This is a genomic window from Pedobacter frigidisoli, assembly GCF_004331675.1.
GTDB lineage: Bacteria > Bacteroidota > Bacteroidia > Sphingobacteriales > Sphingobacteriaceae > Pedobacter > Pedobacter frigidisoli.
Window position 1 is genome coordinate 190078 of sequence record NZ_SJSN01000011.1, and the last position, 16706, is coordinate 206783.

A 16706-nucleotide genomic window follows, 5' to 3' on the forward strand; every position below is an offset into this window, starting at 1 on the left:
TATGAAAAAGGTAATATATATCATTTTATTAGTTTTTCCGGTGTTGGCATGGTCGCAAGCTAAAGAAGGAAAAGCCGCATTTATTGGTTACAATGGGATTTACATTTATAATTTGTTCAAGCCAGCATCAGTTCAACATCCTGATGGGGACGTGATCGGTTTTAAACTAGACAGAAAGAGCAGCAGGGAAACAGCGTGGACAACTATTCAAAAGTTTAGCTCTCCCTCAAATTATGATGAATTGGTTAAGGGTTATGAAAAAGCGAAAACTAAGGTCTTTGAATATAGACAGGAAAGTGCTTACGGTATAGATGAGGTTTGGCCGATATATAAAAAGACATTTACCTACGATTCGCTTTCTATTTATGTTACTCAGCAAGCACTTGCCGTAGCGTTTAACTTATTGTTGGTAGATACAACTGCAAACGTTGCAGATACTTACCAATATCGAGTTGTGCAAGTTAAGCGTGATCAAACAAATGGTGCGCTATACACATCTACGCCCGTTTCTTACGCATACAAGTTTCCAGCTAATAAACCTAAGGCAAAACTCCGCTCTCTTTTGGGCGGTATAAATAGATTGGTTTTCGTGGCCAAAGCTACTGCAGAAGAGCCTGAAGGGCTTTTGATTAAAAGAAAAACCGAGGATGGAAAATTTGAAAGAGTAATGCCTTTTTACACCATAGAAAAAATTAAAGATAGTATTACCTACATGGTTAGTGATGAAGATGTAAGTAGCGAAAAATTATACCAATACACCGTAACTCCAGTAAATAGATACGGAGGCGGAGCCAATTCGGTATCCGATACGATTTCTGCAAATGCCATAGATCAAAAATTATTAATACCCAAGGGCTTAACTGCAAAAGCCGACAGTCTCAATAATTCTATAACCCTAAACTGGGGTTTCTTAAAACCCGATTATGTTAGCACAGTTATGATTTACAGGTCTGAGGCTTACGAAGATGGATATACTTACTTGAGCTCATCTCAAACTGGGGTTTATGTAGATAAATCGGTAATACCTGGTAAAAAATATTATTATTATTTAACCATTACAGATAAATTTGGAAGGCCATCAGAGCGGAGTACCAAGGTATTCGGTTTAGTTCAAAATTTATCAAAACCAATAGCTCCACAATATGTAAAAGTAGCATCATCTACTGGTGGCAATGTATTAACTTGGGAGGATTATAGCCCTGCTACCAGAGGTTATCGGGTTTACAGAACAGATCAAATTGAGGGGAAGTTAGTGCCCGCAAGTGATTTTATATACGTCGATTCAAAGCTAGAGGGGAAATATTCCTACACCGATACTTCTTCTTTAATTAAAGCCAAAGGTTATGCAGTAAGATTGGAAAACTTAAGCAATGTGCAAAGTGAGTTTTCGAAAGTTGTTTACGTGGCTGATAAAGATAAAACTATACTTACCCCCGCTATTCAAGATGCCTCAACCGACCAAAAATACGTTTATCTATTTTGGAAACAACCAACTTCAAGTACGGGAGTTCCATCTGGCTATAACTTATACAGAAAAATTGATGATGGAAAATATGAGAAATTGAATAAAAAAATGATAAATGGTACCAAAACTAGCTACAGAGATTCCATTGTGAATATGGCTGCTGAAATATATTACAAATTAACAGCCGTAAATACAAATAATGTCGAGAGCGAATTTAGCGAAGAATTTCAAGCCAAAAAATCATCACAAGAAGTTTATCCACCATCTTTTTTAAAGTCATTTGTTACGAATGATAAAAATAGTGTTGCACTTCAATGGCAACCTTCTCAAAGTAAAATCAAAAATTATTCGATTTACAGATACGCTAGGGGAGAGGAGCCAACGGTAATTGCAGAGGTAGCAGGAACGACGAGGAGTTTTATTGATAAAAAATACAATAAGGACAAAACAAACTATTATTATATCGTAGCGAATAACGATAAAGGAATTACATCAATAAAATCGAACGAGGCCTTTGTAATTTTAAATAAGTAACTCATTCTATCGATAAAATTAGCGTGATATAATGTAACTAATCTGGTTTTTTTGCCAATGGAATATAATCCATTGGCACCATGTCTGCCACTTTCTCGTACGCCCAATAACCCTCATACAGCAGTGATCGAGAATCGTAAATGCCTCCATTTTCGTAGAAACGAACGCCGCCATCAGTTAAATTGGCTACCGATATTTCATTCTCGGGAACATCTAAAGGCCTAAAAATCCAAAAACCAGTATTGGAGTAGGCTAAAGATTCTTTCTCTTTGGTATACTGAATCAATAATGCATCGGTATAGTTCAGGTATTTAAGATTTTGGTTAAAGTAATGAACCAATGTATCCGTTAAAACTTCAGCTCGCGAAAACTTATCAATAGTTCTTGGCATTTCCTTTTGCTTTGTCCAAAAAGCCAAAAGGCCAGTATCTATCTTGCCTTTTACTTGCCTTATTCCTGTTTTATCTGGTATGGCTTTTATCTTCTCTAAATTGGTATTAATTACGTATTCGGGATAACGGTTTGGATTAGGGGTTTTAATCATCTTATTGATAATAAATCCTTCTTCTTTTGTCTTATTCGCATAGAGCGATCTAAAAAAATGTTGAGAGGAGCCATAATATGCAACCTCACGGGCGATTACATATTTCTTCTTTTTTGCTGCTGATGCTTTGAGTTCCTCAAAAAACGGGTGACCAGAATAATAAATGATGTGGGTTCTAGAATTATACTCAAAATGATCGAGCATATACTTTAAACGATAACCTAAGGCTTTATTTTCTACAATTAAAAATTCGGTGGTGGTAACGGTTAATGTACTTTTGGTGATATCAAAGTCAACATTTAGAACCTGTGGATTTAAAATTTTGCATTGTAATGCATTAGGCGTTTTGCCAATAAAAAAATCCTTAAACTGATTAATATATTTTTGGCGATTTGGATCAGCCCTGATTACAACCTCGTCTAATTGAGCAACATTTTCTTTTAAAATGAGATTAACAGTTACCGATTTATCAGAAATAATTACACTTTTTGAGTAGGGGAGATAACCCACGATTTGAACCAATAAATCATAGCTTCCTGGCTTAAGATTTAATAGTTTAAATCTTCCATCATTATCAGCTACTGTGGCAATTTTATATCCACTTAGGTAAATACTAGCTCCAGGTAATCCATCCTTATTGTCCCGAACAACTCCACTAATCGAAAAAGTATCTTGAGCAATTACATTAGTGCCAAAAAGAATAAAAATAAAGGCTACCAAAAGGCTTTTAATCATGGAGACGAATGTAGCCAAAAGGCTTAATATTTATTAAAATCAGAAAATAATTTTAGCAATTTTAACATTTGAAATTATTTTCATGGTGCTGCGGTTGGAATATAATCCATCGGTACACTATCTGCAATCTTTTCCCAAGCCCAATAACCTTCAAATAACATGGAACGAGGATTGTAAACACCCCCGTTTTTGTAAAAATAAGCAGGTGGTACTTTTAGGTTAATTAGTGAAATTTGGAAATTTGCTAGTTCTGGTGTCCTACTCACAGACATATTTATTCTGTTTTTGTAAAGTGCACTTTCCTTTTCCTTAATATAAATTACGTAAAGCACATTCGTGAAATCGATTTTTTTTATGTCATCATTATATCGATGTACTAACGTGTCTGGAAAAATTTCTGCTCTGTTTAAAACCGCAACAGCATGGTTGGATTTAATTTTCGTGATTGTATTTGGTATTAAGGGCTTTTTTTCTGTACCAAAGCTAATTGAACCAGGTAATAATAATCGAGGTGAAGTTAATCCTCCAACCTGAGATTCCGCAATACTGTCAGCTAAATCTTCCTCTGCCTGATTTCTGATTAGTTTGTTAATTATAAAACCATCTTTTTGAGATGTGCCGTTAAAGAGTGCATTAAAGAATTGTTGCGAAGAGCCATTAAATGCCTCCTGCCTTTTTTCACTCCACTTTTTCTTCTGATTCTCTGTTCCTGGTAAATCTTCATAGGTAGGGTAGCCCTCATAATAAACAATTCCAGCTCTATAATCGTATTGGAATTCCTTTACCAAATATTTAATTTTATAACCTAATGCTTTATTCTCAATAATTAAAAATTCTTCTGTTTGAACAGTTAATAAACTTTTCTCTCGGTCATAATCAAATCTTAAAACATCAGAATTTAGGATCTTGCACTTTTGAGCATTTTCTGTCAATCCTATAAAATATGTTTTAAAAGTATTGAGGTACGATAATCGATTTGGATCGGGTTTTATTGTTACTTCTGATAACTGGGTTGTATTCTCTTCTAGCGTGAAATCAAGATTTATATTCTTGTCGCTAATGATTACATTTTTATTTAGTGCTTTAAATCCAATTAATTGAACTAGGATATTATAATTTCCCGGCTTTAACTTTAGTATATAATTCCCTTGGTCATCAGTAGATGTCGCAATTTTATAGTCGCTAACGTAAACTCCTGTTCCTGGCAAAGGTTGGTTGCGCTTATCCTTAATCGTTCCACTGAGGATAAAGCTTTGTTGTGCGTAAGAAAATGCAATACAGCATATTAGAGAGAGAAGAAATAAAATAAATTTCATTGAATAAAATATAAACTAATCTAGTAGTTAAATTCCATTAATCATCAAGTTTGAAAGGAATTTCTATAGTAAAAATTTGTTCTACAGTAAAACCATTAGATGCAGGGATCCATTTTTTGGAGCTAAGAATTACTCTAATTAATTCCTCAGCACAACCAAAACCAAGATCTTGAAGTACTACAAAATTTTTATAACCGCCTAAGTTGTCAATAGTAAATCTAATAGCAACCATACCCTCTATATTGTTTTTGACCGCTTTTTGAGGGTATTTAATATTTGCCTTAACGAAGTCGTAAAATTTACGGATCCCGCCAGGATATTCTGCTAATTTGGGATATCCAAATGGATGGAAATCATAGACGGTTGTGTCCTTTCTATTGTATTTATATTGGTATTTTTTCTTTGGCAATAATCTTTTTGCACTGACATTGAATGCTACAGGGTAATTGTTTAGCTTCCGTATTTCTTGTGGCAACATTTCAATTAATAAAAATCGACTGCCATTAAGTGGTTTTACAATTGCAATTGATTTAGTTCTAACCCTTATTAGATCCGTTGGTTTGATTCCACTTAAGCTAAATAACCCCAAACTATCACTGGCAGTTTTTATGTAATTCTTATTTTGATCAAATGTTTCTGAGAATACTAAGGCATTATTTACTGGCTTTCCCATTTCATCAATAATTTTTCCATGTATATTGATGGTATCCATGTATGAAATAGTACTGTCTCCAACTTTTTGAGCTTTCAAGAATTGTGAAGTACATAACATCGATAAGGTAATTAATAAATTTCTCATGAGGATTTGCCTATATTTAATCAATAAGTTTGAAAAGAATTTCAACAATTTTACGTGACACTACTGGTTTACTGTCAATAATTTCAGGGTTCCATCGAGGTGATAGGTTTACAACTCTTATCGCTTCTTCATCACATCCATAACCAATGCCATTTACTATTCTAGCATTTTCTACTTTTCCAGCTTTTGTTATTGAAAATTTAAGGATAACTTTTCCCTCAATATTTTTCTGAATTGCTTTTTGCGAGTAAGTTAAGCGGCTATTAATGAAATCAAGAAATGCACCTTTTCCACCAGGAAAATCAGCGGTTTTGGAAAACGTAGGGAACGCACAAACTAAATAATCACTTACCAAATATTTAACCTCTTTTCGATGATTTAATCTTTTGGCATGTATGGTTACCTTGGCGGTATCTTCTTTAATATTTTTAAAGGGATTTAACGTAATTGTAATGAATCGGCTTCCCTCGTTTACATATCTAAATGATTCTAGACCAACATTAATTGTAAAAATATCATTCAGTTTTATTCCATTAATGGCAAAATATCCTATGCTATCAACTCTTCCATAGATCACATCATTTTGCAGAATGGTATCTTGCGAAGTTGTTTTGATATAAACATTGGGAATGGCACTTCCATCGATAGATAAAATTCTTCCCCTAACATTTATCGTGTCAAGTAGAAATTTTTGTGGTTTAATATTTTGAGCAAATGCAAAGGAAATAGAGCAAACTAAACAGACTGTAAAAATGATATTCTTCATGCTAAGAAGATGCTGTAAAACCCAATTTCCATAATTAAGCTAGCAACTCTTTTGCATTTTCCATTGCCGATATCCCTGGGTTTTTACCACTCAACATTTCAGCAATAATTTCAATCCGCTCTTCCTGTTTAAGTTTACGAATTCCCGTGGTGGTTTTTCCACCAGCTTCGTTTTTATGAACAAAATAATGCGATTTGCCTTTAGCAGCGATTTGTGGTAAGTGGGTAATCGAAATCACCTGCATGTTCTCTCCCAAATCGGAAATAACCTCACCAACTTTAAGCGCCGTTTCTCCAGAAATTCCGGTATCTATTTCATCAAAAATAATAGTAGGTAATGAAGTATGTTTGGCTAGCAAGGCTTTAATGGCCAACATTAATCTTGATAATTCTCCACCCGAAGCCACTTTGTTAACAGGTGCAGGTGCTTGACCTGCATTTGCAGAAAATAATAAATTGATTTCATCTAAGCCATCTTTTCCTAAATCTGCTAAAGCTTTTTGGGTCAAAACTAATTTTGCACTTGGCATTCCAACGTTTTTCAAGGTTAAACTTGTTTGCTCCTCAACAACTTTTATTGCCTTTTTTCGGTTTGAGGTTAGTTGTCCAGCTTGTTTGTTGAGCTCCTTTTTAAGTGCTTCAATTTCCTTTTGAAGTTTTTCTATATTTTCATCAGAAGAAAGCAATTGATTTAAATTTCGTTCTAACTGATTTTGAATTGCAATTAGTTCAGCATTACTTGCAACGCGATGCTTTTGTTGGAGCGTATAAAATAAATCCAATCGCTGATTGATGATCTCTAATCGATCGGCACTATGCAATGTATTTTCTTCAATTCCTGAAACTTCATCGGCAATATCCTTAATCTCAATAATTGATGATTTCAAGCGTTCGTAAAGGGAATTAATCGCTGGATCAAACTTTTCTATTCCTTGCAATTGCAGCTGGGCTTCCTTTAAAATTTGTAATGCCGATGGCTCACTTTCATTTAATAAACCTGTAGAAGTTAGTAAAGCTCTTTTGATGGTTTCGGCATGAGTTAAGCGTTCTAATTCTTGCTCTAATGCTTCCTGTTCACCATCTTTCAAGTTGGCCTGCTCTAATTCATTAGAAAGAAATTGCTCGTAATCTTGTTTGCTTCGGGCTTCTGCTGCATCATCAATAAGCTTTTTTAAACCATTAGTTTCTTTCCGTAATTGTTTAAATCCTGTACGGTAATCCATTAGTAATGCTTTATGATTAGCTAAAGAATCAACAATGAGCAACTGGAAATCAGCATCATTAATTTCTTGTGTGGCATGCTGCGAATGAATATCGATAAGCTTTTCTCCAATCTGTTTAAGAATTGATAAATTAACTGGCGTATCATTTATGAAAGATCTTGATTTGCCATCAATAGAGATTTCTCTTCTTAAAATACTTTCATTAAAAAAATCCAGGTCGTTTTCTTCAAAAATCTCTCGTAAATTTTCATCAGCCAGCACAAAATTACCCTCAATAACACATTTTTTATCTTGATTAAAAAAGTATTTACTTTCAGCTCGCTGGCCTAAAATGAGTGATAAAGCACCTAAAATGATAGATTTACCCGCACCTGTTTCACCTGTGATTATATTTAGGCCTTTATCGAATTCGATATCAAGACTATCAATTAATGCGTAATTACGAATAGAAATTTTTTGTAGCATAGAGACTACGAAAATACTAAAAAGTTATTTTAACAAAGTGCCGAAAACAAAAACAGCGAAGATAATTCTTCGCTGTTCAATATATAGTTTGTTTGGTGTTATTTAGTTTTCAGGTTTTTCCGGCTTCTCTTTTTTCTCTGCCTTTTCCATTTTCTCTTTCAGTTCCTTTACCTCTTTATCGAACTTCTCCCTAAGTTTTCTATACTCCTCGGTTTGCTTAACTTTATTATTGTTCGAGTTATTATTGAAATAAAATAAGGAGCCATCTGGGCCAGTAACCATATTGCTATTTCTGCTAAATAGCGAATCTGAATTGATTTTTGCTAAATTTGATAACCCAGTAATATCGACGTTGCTCAAAGCTTTTGTTCTTGCAAGATCCAATTGCGCTCTAAACTCTGGCGTATTTATTTTAGCTGCCATATCTTCGCCAATTTTTCTCCATTTTTCTTGTGCCTCTGGCGACCCATATTCTTTAGCCATGTCCTCGCCCATCTTTTTCCACTTGGCTTGTGCTTCTGATGATGAATATTCTTTAGCAATGTTTTCTCCAAATTTTCTCCATTTAGCTTGTGCTTCTGGCGATGAATATTCTTTAGCAATGTTTTCTCCAAATTTTTTCCATTTAGCTTGGGCTTCTGGCGAGCTATATTGTTTAGTTATATCTTCGCTAAATTTTTTCCATTTTAACTGCGCTTCTGGAGAGTTAAAGTTCTTGTAAATTTTAGCTTGAAATAATGAATCGCTAAACTTATAGTTAGAATCGCTGGTTAATCTAAATACGTTATTTCCAGAGAAAAGCTCGTCCTTGTAAAAGTCCTTTCTAAGGCTATCGGGCATCTCTTTTAATGAATTGTACTCAGTTCTTTTACCATTTGCATCGATGGTAACAATTTTAACTTTGTTTTTTTTTGTGGTATCTTGATAAATAATCGATCTTAGGTTGTTTGAGTGATTAGCAATCGTAATCAACTCTTGTTTAGATGTCTTTTTAACTTCTACTTTCTTTTCACTTGGGTTAATCCAGGCGATGGAGAATAAGCAGGCTATACCTAAGGTTAATGCGGCCATTTGTTGCTTAGCATTTAAATAATTTGTCTTCATATTGGTTATTCTTTTAATGCGTTGATATAAATTTTGGGTTTTACCTGTTGCGGCTAATGCGTAAGCCGGACTATTTTTATCCTTAAGCAATTCGAGCTTGAGTAGGGCATGGGCATAGTTTAATGGTTTTCCTGTTACCTTTAAAACCAAATCATCACAGGCATGCTCCCGTTCAATGTGTATAAATCGACCAGCCATCCAAACAAATGGATTGTAGAAAAGCAGGGTCTCAATAGCAGTTTTAATTAGGTTAAGTAAGAAGTCATTTCTTCTAATATGAGAAAGCTCATGAATTAATATGGCTTCAACCTGATCGTTGTCCAATTGGTTTACCAAAGCTAGGGGAAACAACACTACTGGTTTTAAATAACCAATTACCAAAGGCACATTTACTATCGAAGAAAGCTCAAATTGAACTGACTTTTTTATTTTGAGATGTGCCGTAACTTGCTCAAAAATTATCTTCCAACTATCTGGAATAGCGCTTAAACTTTGTTTCTTCAACCGAGCTAATTGATTATATCCTTTAACAATAACAAAAAGTTGAAGTAAAATACCAATGATATAGAAAGCCACCACGATTGGGAAATATTGCTCCGCCTTGCTACTAAAACTTGGTGGCAAATTATTAAAGTATTGGTAAACCTGTAGATTTTGAACGTTCATCGACAGCGATTCCTTGGGCAAGCTCAATAACATTTGCTTAATGAAGTTGTAGCCAAATCCGATAAACATCATCACAATTGCAGCAAAAGCAAGATTATGTTTATACATTGCGGCAAGTTTTGGAATGCTTAGCATAATCAAAAACAACACGCCGTAAATGATTGCACTCTGCCAAAGTGAGTTTAAAATGCTCCAGCCAAATGCTTTGATAAATTGTTGTACTAAAGTTTCCATAATGGTGGTTTTTAAATGATGCTTTATTACTTGTAAATTTTTTAACTCGTTAAAACTTTACTTTGGCTGCTTATTTGCCCTAAACCCTAAATCCTACTTAAGGCTATCTAAATATTTTTTTATTTCATCAATCTCATCAGCACTTGCACTGTGGTTTCCTAGTGCTTGCATTACAAGCCTGGCTGCAGAACCGTTAAAAACATTATCGATCATTTTATTTACCAATTGTTTTTCGGTTTTATCTTGATTAACAATGGCTTTATAAATGTGCGTTTTCTGATTTGTGTCTCTTTCTACCATTCCTTTTTCATGCATGATCTGCATTAGCTTTAACGTAGTAGTGTAACCAGAATCCTTTTTATTCAACGTCTCATGTACTTCTCTAACCGTTGCGTGGCTTTTTTGCCAAAGCACCTGTAAGATTTCCATTTCGCCTTCTGTTGGTTTGATGTTGCTAATAGTCATATTGTTACAAGTTGTACGAATTATTTCGTAATCAAATGTACGAAGATATTCGTATAATCAAAATATTTTAGCAATTTTTAATTAATAGACAAAAGAAAATGTTAAGCGTTGCACACATTATGAAATTAGAAAGGCAGGAAATGCAGTTAATAGCGCAGGCTTAGGTACATTAAACCTAATTGCAGCGGATACCAGCCCAGTGTGTAAGGCCTGAAGGCGTATAAGCGGAAAGTAGGAGGTAGCTTCTATTGAAATGCTGAGACTGCTTTACAGATAATTTTTATTGGCATGCAAGCGATTAAACAATTAACCATTTTATACAATTAATGAAAATCATTTTTTCAATCCCTCGTACTTACCAATATTAGCAGGATCAATCTCCGATAACATATTATAGGCTTTCATACGTTCTTGGGTATTCAGTTTAGAAAGCACATTGGTTACTTCTTCTGCCTTGGAGGCAAAGTAAACATTTGGGAAAATTGAACCTAGTTTCTGTTTATCCATTTGTTGCAATGCTGGCAACGAAGAAACAATTTGGGTCAAACCTTTATCGTTGTCCGTTAGCTGATCGAGCCCATTAAGGTGATAGCTATAGATGAAAGCACGCAATTCACTAAAAATAGGATTCAAAACATTTTCGTTAAACCAAAAACGATTACGCAAGCCATCGGCAGCTTTCCAGCCTGTATTGCCAGATGCTTGAGCAAGATTGATAATGTTCTGTGCTTTTTTGTAATATGGAGTTCCGCCCATTTTGGCAAAACTATCTTTATCCAATCCAATAATCGTATAGGCATAATAGGATAGGAGCGCACTGATGTTGGAGATGTAATTTTGATCGGAAAAATCTATGGTAGAGCCATCATTAAAACTGAAATCAAAGTTCTTATCACTCATGTTCAACAAGGTGCTGTTGTAAGAACTGTTAAAAACCGGGCGACTGCTTTGAATTTGAGCTTCAGCTGTATAGCCAGAACCACCATCCCAAGAATTAATGGTGATGATAAAACTGCAATCAATTCGTTCTTGCGCTTTGTAACTTTCGTTGCTAAATTTATTATTGTTTAAAAAATCGCGGATTGTTTTCTGTAACGCATCTAAAGTTGGCTTGCTGATATTCGAAACCTGCGGAGCCAGCAAAGTTACCCTCGCATTTAATTCCTGAGCCTGTAGTTTCCCAAAACCCATCAACAATAATATCCAAACAATCCTTTTTATCATTTTATAATCTTTAAAATAGCAGCGCATATATCTTTGGCAACTTCGGTTTTCGATTTGGTCTCAAATATTGTTCGCTCTAACGCTTTGTTAAAAATAGTAATTTTATTGGTATCAGCTTTAAAACCCGCACCTTTATCATTCAAAGAATTAAGGACTACTAAATCGAGGTTTTTCTTTTCTAACTTACCCTTTGCATAATTTTCTTCATCGTTGGTTTCCAATGCAAAACCTACCAAAATTTGGTTCTCTGTTTTATCTCTTCCTAACGATGCTAAAATATCAACGGTTTTTTCTAATTGTAAAACGAGTTCGTTTTCCTGTTTTTTAATTTTTTGGGTAGCTACAGTTTTTGGTCTATAATCTGCAACAGCTGCGCACATTATCGTAATATCAACTTCTGGAAATATTGATGAACAAGCGTGTAGCATTTCCTCTGCGCTAACTACATCAATTCTTTTTAGGGTTTGAGTAGCTTTTTGTGCCGTCGGACCAGCAATTACCGTTACTTCAGCACCCAAACGAACAAGTTCATCGGCAATGGCAAATCCCATTTTTCCCGATGAATGGTTGCCTATAAAGCGAACTGGATCTATCGCCTCGTAAGTTGGTCCTGCAGAAACCATGGCTTTCTTTCCAAATAGTGGTAATGATTTCTTGATATTATTATTTAAAAAAGAGATAATTTCTTCAGGCTCAGCCATTCTGCCCTCACCATATAAACCACTGGCCAGTTCTCCACTTGCTGGCGAAATAACAATGTTACCAAACCCAATAATGCGTTCGATATTATCTTGCGTACTTTCATGTTTCCACATGTCTAAGTCCATTGCTGGTGAAACATAAACAGGGCATTTGGCCGAAAGATAAACAGCAGTTAGTAAGTTGTCGCAAATTCCTGTAGCCAATTTTGCTAGTGTATTGGCACTAATTGGGGCAATAATAATTAAATCTGCCCAAAGGCCCAATTCAACATGATTGCTCCAAACACCAGTTTCAGCTTCGAAATATTGGGTGTAAACAGGGTTTTTAGAAAGCGTAGCAAGGGTGAGTGGCGTAATGAAATTAGCGCCATCGGGAGTGAGGATAACCTTAACGTTTGCACCAGCTTTAACTAAAAGTCGAACCAAAAATGCCGATTTGTAAGCTGCGATGCTACCGCAAACGCCAAGGATAATATTTTTGTTTTTTAGCATTGGGCAGAGAGTTTAAAGCACAGTGCACAGAGCACATGCAAAACGCCTAGCTCCGAACTTCATGCGCTATGCTAATGTTATTTTTGCTCTTTAGCAGGATTTCTATGATAAATTTTCTCATTTAAAAATTCATCAATAGCAACTAAAACAGGCTTAGGCATACGCTCGTAGTGCTTGCTGATTTCAATTTGCTCACGATTTTCGAAAATTTCCTCTAAATTATCATTGCTCGATGCAAATTCTGCTAATTTACCGTGCAACTCCTCTTTAACGTTATTAGAAATTTGATTTGCCCTTTTAGCAATCACAACTAAGGATTCGTATAAGTTATCCGTAGTTCTATCTAAATCGTGTACATTTCTGGTAACTGTAGTATTAGGTACAGCAGGTTTGTTAGTATTCATGTATTACTTAGTTTTTAATATTCGTATTATCAGCATTTGTTGGTTTTGTAGAAAGGGTATCTTTAAGTTTACCAGTTCTAATCAACATTTGTTTGTATTTTTCTTGATCGGCAGCATATAATGCAAGTTCTTCTTTTGTCGTAACAATACCTACTTCTGCATCTGCCTTAAGTTGCTTTGCGTCTTTGGCAAATTTGCTGTCTGGATGATTCTCTGTAAACTCGGTATATAATTCAATCGCTTCATTATAACGATCTTCCTGGCGAATTACATAACTATTTTTAGCATATAAATATTGAGCCTTAATCATCAAAAAGTCCATTTCCTCAGCATATTTAATATCTGGGTAATCTCTTTGAGCATTTTTTAAAGCAATAACTGCTGCTCTATAATTATCAACATTACTTGGACCAGTAGTTAAATACATCTTTGCATTTTCAAATGCTTTATCTTCCAATTTACCTCTTAAATCAGCAATGTATTTCCCTGCAGCTGCAGCACGATCACTGGTAGGGTATAAGTTAATAAACAATTGCAAAGCATCAATAGCTTTATAGGTGTTCTCTTGATCTAACGAAAAAGCAGGAGATTCTAAATAGAAACAATATGCGCCCATGTAGCGAGCCTCTTCAGCATTTTTACTCGCCGGATAAGTGTCGGCAAAGCTCTTAAACTGATATCTTGCTGTAGTGTAATCACTTAATCTATATAAAGTGTATGCATAATAGTAATTCAAATCCTCAGCTTCTGCACGACCGCGATATTTTTGAGATAAATCCTCAAAAAGTACCAATGCTTTACTGTAATCCCTTTTATTATACAAACGAAGAGCCTCTTGGTATTTTTTGGCAACATCATTACTCGCTCGTAATTTCTCGAAACTACTTTTACAACCTGCAATACCCAGAGCGGCAACAAATACTAAAATAATTAAGTGTTTAACTTTAAACATTCTGCAAAGATAATTAATAATACGATAACATCAATAAAAACAATTGGCCACTAAGCTATGCAAAGCAATTCAGTCCAATCTAACCATTAACAATTTTTAACATAAATATTAAGTATTCCATTAATCGTAAAAAACTATATAGTAAAGCAAAACCTGTACTAGCCCTGCCCTCCATTTCAAAACCTCGCACCGAAGAAAAATTGGGGCTCCGGTTTTCCATTAGGGTCGGGTTTATTTAACTTCAAACAGTTTTTCAAAACTATAGGTTGCTTAGTCAATATTTATTATTTTAGGCCATCATCCCAAGTAGCTAAATTATATTTTGACTAAAACTAAAAATTATGAGAAGATTGGGATTCCTTATAGCAACATTGTGTTTGCTTGCCTCTTGCAGCCAAGAACAATCAAAGGAAAATGATAATAAAACTCTTGCTTACGATTCACCAGAATTTTCTGAAAAATTTAATTCATATATAGCTGTAACTAATTATTACAGCACGTCTGATAAGGGTAGCAGCTGGATTGCCACATTATCGAAATTTTATGATCAATTAGGTACGCCCAATAAAAAAGATCTAAAAAAGGAAGATGTGTATTTTGGTAATTTTATGTGGGGTATAGATCAGTCTGTTAAGGTAGCAGCAGCAAATGCAGATAAAGCACCAAATTTGGGTAATGCAGATAAAAGTCTTATTGCGTTCTCAAATGAAATTATAAGCGCCAGTGCTATTCTTCAACAGTTGGAAAGCTATTATAAAGGCAAAAACTATTTGGATGATAAATATTCAAGAGCAGATAAATTATATAGTGACTTTATAAATAAACAGGTCAAGCTAGACTCCTTATATATATTACTTAGAAAAAGCATGGCTGGTATAAAGGAAAACCGTGACAATTACTTTGTAGAACTTAATAAAAAGGAAGGCAAACTTATTAGGTATCACATGCTATTAAGTATGCGATATGCGAAAGCTACGTTTGCTCAGATTGGAAAAGAAACGCTTGGTCCCGATTTTAATTCCAATTATGATAAGTTAGTAATATCAGTTGATGAATTAAATAAACTATCAACTGATGATAAAGCTTTGGAAAAATCAAACATAACACTTAAATCTACTTTTGGAAACTATTTGGGTTATCTAACCGCTATAAAAGGAAACTTTAGAATGTTGATGGATATTAACGATGAAGCAAAGCGTGAGGAGATATTAAATAAACTAGATAGTGATTTTGCAGAAATGATTGATGACTATAATAGAATATAAAATAAATAATTTTTAAATCATTTATTAGGAGATCAGGTTCCACCTATATATATAATGATAGTCCCGCCCTCCATTCCAAATCCTCGCCCCGAAAAAGGATCGGGTCTGCGGGTTTTCCATTGGGGTCGGGTCTAGTTGGCACTGCCGCTGCAGGGAACCATGTCCGGGCGCAGAACCGAGAGGCCCGCCATAAAAAAGAGAACCCCTTAGATCTGCTCCCCTTATATCTTAAATCTACGGGAAGGGCCTGTGCGCAGGCCCCAAATACCTCGATGGGGGAAAAGGTTTCCCTCCCTACCTGATTTTTTTTCCCTATCGCAGAGCGACTTATGGAAATGCCGTAAGTTTTTCGCCTCTACTATTTGGATCCTGATGGATTATTCCTACTTTTGCATCCCGCTTCGGAGGAGACGGTTGGCCGGTAAGAGGGTCATATTGAAAGGGTAGAGGGAAAGAGGACCACGAAGAAAAATAAGTTATTATTTTATTTGGAGGTTCGGAAAAGTTTCCTACCTTTGCACTCCCAACCGAGAGGAAGAGGGAAAAAGGTCAAGTGGCGGATGCCACAGCGACCAACAGAAACAAGATTGAAACGAGTGGAAAACACAGGATGGACGAACAAGACCATCCCGAACCAAGCACCCGAAGATATATGGACCGGCCGAGAGGCTAACTGGTCACCAAGTTCTTAAAAGAGATGTCAATGTATGCGAGAGCGAGTTTAATTGGGTACTGATCAAAGTACATGATTTTAGTAGCTTGATTTTAGAGGTGGTGTCTAACAGACAACATTAATACAAAAAAAGAGGACTATTTTTAACAATAGTTAAAACTGGTCAGTTTTGGACAACACATTTTACAATGGAGAGTTTGATCCTGGCTCAGGATGAACGCTAGCGGCAGGCCTAATACATGCAAGTCGAACGATAGTTGGGGCTTGCCCCAACGAAAAGTGGCGCACGGGTGCGTAACGCGTATGCAACCTACCTTCATCTGGGGGATAGCCCGGAGAAATCCGGATTAATACCGCATAAAATCACAGRAYGGCATTRTYCAATGATCAAACATTTATGGGATGGAGATGGGCATGCGTGTCATTAGCTAGTTGGCGGGGTAACGGCCCACCAAGGCGACGATGACTAGGGGATCTGAGAGGATGGCCCCCCACACTGGTACTGAGACACGGACCAGACTCCTACGGGAGGCAGCAGTAAGGAATATTGGTCAATGGGGGCAACCCTGAACCAGCCATGCCGCGTGCAGGAAGACAGCCCTATGGGTCGTAAACTGCTTTTACCCGGGAATAAACCCCACTACGTGTAGTGGGCTGAACGTACCGGGGGAATAAGGATC

General features: G+C 35.7%; 13 protein-coding genes and 1 rRNA gene. 3 read left to right on the forward strand and 11 right to left on the reverse strand.

What is annotated here, in order from left to right:
• Nucleotide 1 precedes the first annotated feature (1 nt).
• The gene (locus EZ449_RS15255) at nt 2-1999 is read left to right on the forward strand and encodes a fibronectin type III domain-containing protein (protein WP_131560355.1); all 1998 of its coding nucleotides are present in this window, start codon (nt 2-4) and stop codon (nt 1997-1999) included.
• A 37-nt stretch (nt 2000-2036) separates the two neighbouring features.
• Here the strand turns inward: EZ449_RS15255 and EZ449_RS15260 are convergent, their stop codons facing one another.
• From EZ449_RS15260 to EZ449_RS15310, 11 genes are all read right to left on the reverse strand, one after another.
• Complete coding sequence (locus EZ449_RS15260) at nt 2037-3278, reverse strand: carboxypeptidase-like regulatory domain-containing protein (protein WP_131560357.1); 1242 nt, start codon at nt 3276-3278, stop codon at nt 2037-2039.
• 80 nt (nt 3279-3358) lie between these two features.
• Nucleotides 3359-4594 (reverse strand): carboxypeptidase-like regulatory domain-containing protein, encoded by a 1236-nt coding sequence (locus EZ449_RS15265; RefSeq protein WP_131560360.1) that lies wholly within the window; start codon nt 4592-4594, stop codon nt 3359-3361.
• Nucleotides 4595-4631: 37 nt separating this feature from the next.
• Nucleotides 4632-5393 (reverse strand): energy transducer TonB, encoded by a 762-nt coding sequence (locus EZ449_RS15270; RefSeq protein ID WP_131560362.1) that lies wholly within the window; start codon nt 5391-5393, stop codon nt 4632-4634.
• Nucleotides 5394-5409: 16 nt separating this feature from the next.
• The gene (locus EZ449_RS15275; RefSeq protein WP_131560364.1) at nt 5410-6159 is read right to left on the reverse strand and encodes an energy transducer TonB; all 750 of its coding nucleotides are present in this window, start codon (nt 6157-6159) and stop codon (nt 5410-5412) included.
• 34 nt (nt 6160-6193) lie between these two features.
• Nucleotides 6194-7846: a DNA repair protein RecN gene (gene recN, locus EZ449_RS15280; protein WP_131560366.1), complete on the reverse strand. Its 1653-nt coding sequence runs from the start codon at nt 7844-7846 to the stop codon at nt 6194-6196.
• A 102-nt stretch (nt 7847-7948) separates the two neighbouring features.
• Nucleotides 7949-9850 carry a M56 family metallopeptidase gene (locus EZ449_RS15285; RefSeq protein WP_131560368.1) on the reverse strand — a complete coding sequence of 634 codons (1902 nt, stop codon included), beginning with the start codon at nt 9848-9850 and terminating at the stop codon, nt 7949-7951.
• A gap of 93 nt (nt 9851-9943) precedes the next feature.
• Nucleotides 9944-10315: a BlaI/MecI/CopY family transcriptional regulator gene (locus EZ449_RS15290; RefSeq protein ID WP_131560370.1), complete on the reverse strand. Its 372-nt coding sequence runs from the start codon at nt 10313-10315 to the stop codon at nt 9944-9946.
• A gap of 333 nt (nt 10316-10648) precedes the next feature.
• Nucleotides 10649-11539 (reverse strand): type IX secretion system protein PorD, encoded by an 891-nt coding sequence (gene porD, locus EZ449_RS15295; protein WP_131560372.1) that lies wholly within the window; start codon nt 11537-11539, stop codon nt 10649-10651.
• On the reverse strand, nt 11536-12732 hold the full coding sequence (gene coaBC, locus EZ449_RS15300; RefSeq protein ID WP_131560374.1) for a bifunctional phosphopantothenoylcysteine decarboxylase/phosphopantothenate--cysteine ligase CoaBC: 1197 nt from the start codon (nt 12730-12732) through the stop codon (nt 11536-11538). Before coaBC ends, porD begins: the two co-directional genes overlap by 4 nt.
• 77 nt (nt 12733-12809) lie before the next feature.
• The gene (locus EZ449_RS15305) at nt 12810-13136 is read right to left on the reverse strand and encodes a DNA-directed RNA polymerase subunit omega (protein ID WP_131560376.1); all 327 of its coding nucleotides are present in this window, start codon (nt 13134-13136) and stop codon (nt 12810-12812) included.
• A 7-nt stretch (nt 13137-13143) separates the two neighbouring features.
• On the reverse strand, nt 13144-14088 hold the full coding sequence (locus EZ449_RS15310; protein ID WP_131560378.1) for an outer membrane protein assembly factor BamD: 945 nt from the start codon (nt 14086-14088) through the stop codon (nt 13144-13146).
• Between the two features lie 341 nt (nt 14089-14429).
• Here EZ449_RS15310 and EZ449_RS15315 point away from each other — a divergent pair, with 341 nt between their 5' ends.
• Both EZ449_RS15315 and EZ449_RS15320 read left to right on the forward strand, forming a co-directional pair.
• Nucleotides 14430-15353 (forward strand): DUF3829 domain-containing protein, encoded by a 924-nt coding sequence (locus tag EZ449_RS15315; RefSeq protein ID WP_131560380.1) that lies wholly within the window; start codon nt 14430-14432, stop codon nt 15351-15353.
• Nucleotides 15354-16211: 858 nt separating this feature from the next.
• Nucleotides 16212-16706, forward strand: a 16S ribosomal RNA gene (locus tag EZ449_RS15320); the annotation flags it as partial.

Bases quoted from the DNA above. Each gene is read 5' to 3' on its own strand.
- EZ449_RS15255 (WP_131560355.1), top strand. From the start codon at position 2: ATGAAAAAGGTAATATATATCATTTTATTAGTTTTTCCGGTGTTGGCA.
- EZ449_RS15260 (WP_131560357.1), bottom strand. From the start codon at position 3,278: ATGATTAAAAGCCTTTTGGTAGCCTTTATTTTTATTCTTTTTGGCACT.
- EZ449_RS15265 (WP_131560360.1), bottom strand. From the start codon at position 4,594: ATGAAATTTATTTTATTTCTTCTCTCTCTAATATGCTGTATTGCATTT.
- EZ449_RS15270 (WP_131560362.1), bottom strand. From the start codon at position 5,393: ATGAGAAATTTATTAATTACCTTATCGATGTTATGTACTTCACAATTC.
- EZ449_RS15275 (WP_131560364.1), bottom strand. From the start codon at position 6,159: ATGAAGAATATCATTTTTACAGTCTGTTTAGTTTGCTCTATTTCCTTT.
- recN (WP_131560366.1), bottom strand. From the start codon at position 7,846: ATGCTACAAAAAATTTCTATTCGTAATTACGCATTAATTGATAGTCTT.
- EZ449_RS15285 (WP_131560368.1), bottom strand. From the start codon at position 9,850: ATGGAAACTTTAGTACAACAATTTATCAAAGCATTTGGCTGGAGCATT.
- EZ449_RS15290 (WP_131560370.1), bottom strand. From the start codon at position 10,315: ATGACTATTAGCAACATCAAACCAACAGAAGGCGAAATGGAAATCTTA.
- porD (WP_131560372.1), bottom strand. From the start codon at position 11,539: ATGATAAAAAGGATTGTTTGGATATTATTGTTGATGGGTTTTGGGAAA.
- coaBC (WP_131560374.1), bottom strand. From the start codon at position 12,732: ATGCTAAAAAACAAAAATATTATCCTTGGCGTTTGCGGTAGCATCGCA.
- EZ449_RS15305 (WP_131560376.1), bottom strand. From the start codon at position 13,136: ATGAATACTAACAAACCTGCTGTACCTAATACTACAGTTACCAGAAAT.
- EZ449_RS15310 (WP_131560378.1), bottom strand. From the start codon at position 14,088: ATGTTTAAAGTTAAACACTTAATTATTTTAGTATTTGTTGCCGCTCTG.
- EZ449_RS15315 (WP_131560380.1), top strand. From the start codon at position 14,430: ATGAGAAGATTGGGATTCCTTATAGCAACATTGTGTTTGCTTGCCTCT.